The sequence below is a fragment of the Fulvimarina manganoxydans genome (assembly GCF_900176465.1).
GTDB lineage: Bacteria > Pseudomonadota > Alphaproteobacteria > Rhizobiales > Rhizobiaceae > Fulvimarina > Fulvimarina manganoxydans.
The window spans coordinates 1-1,031 of record NZ_FWXR01000055.1; the positions used below are offsets into that span (position 1 = coordinate 1).

The 1,031-nt window shown below is 66.1% G+C and carries 1 protein-coding gene; it reads left to right on the top strand.

What is annotated here, in order from left to right; genetic code table 11:
* Window positions 1-1,031, top strand: a 1,031-nt coding sequence (locus B9A15_RS22340; RefSeq protein ID WP_244557094.1) for a methyl-accepting chemotaxis protein, incomplete at both ends; no start/stop codon positions are given.

Below are 1,031 nucleotides of genomic sequence, written 5' to 3' on the forward strand. Positions count from 1 at the left end.
GAATTCGAGCCGATCCGCGTCAAGTTCAATGACAGCGTGTCCCAGCTTGAAGCGGCGATCGGCGGGGTCGTCTCTTCGGTCCAGACCATCCGCACCGGCCTGTCGGAAATCGCGGTGGCCTCCAACGATCTCTCCCAGCGCACCGAGCAGCAGGCCGCCTCGATCGAACAGACCGTCGCGGCGCTTTCGGACGTCAGTCGCGGCGTTGCGGCCACGGCTGAGAATGCCGGCAAGGCCCGTGAAACGGCGAGCACCGCCGCGACCAAGGCCGAACAGGGCGGCGCCATTGTCGGACGCGCCGTCTCGGCCATGGAGGAGATCGAGGACTCCTCCCAGAAGATCAACGACATCATCGGCGTCATCGACGAAATCGCCTTCCAGACCAACCTCCTGGCGCTGAATGCCGGCGTCGAGGCCGCCCGGGCGGGCGAAGCCGGCAAGGGCTTTGCGGTCGTCGCCCAGGAAGTCCGCGAACTTGCCCAGCGCTCCGCGACAGCGGCGAAGGAGATCAAGGATCTGATCTCGACCTCCCGCGAAAAGGTCGGAACGGGTGTCGATCTCGTCACTGCTTCGGGACGTTCGCTGGAAGAGATCGTCGCCGAAGTGAACGCCATGGCCGAGGTGATCGCAACCATCGCGACTTCAGCCACCGAACAGGCGTCGTCCTTGCGTGAAGTCTCCGGCGCCGCCGATCAGATGGACAAGGTCACGCAGCAGAACGCCGCGATGGTAGAAGAAACGACAGCGGCGACCAAAAATGTCGAGGCCGAAACCGACATGCTGGCCACCTCGGTCGCCCGGTTCAATGTCTCGGGTCAAAGCGGCAGCCGAACGGTCCAGGCCGGCAGGTCCCAGCCCGCCCCGAGACCCGCGGCAAAGCCGGCCATCGCCAACGCAAGCGCCGCCCAGAAGCCGGTCGCGAGCCCGGTTCACGCCATGCAGGACCGTCTTGCCAAAGGCACCGCGCCCAAACGCGCCGCACCCGCCGTCAGCGGCGCCAACGCCCTTGCCCGCAAAGACGAGGATTGGGC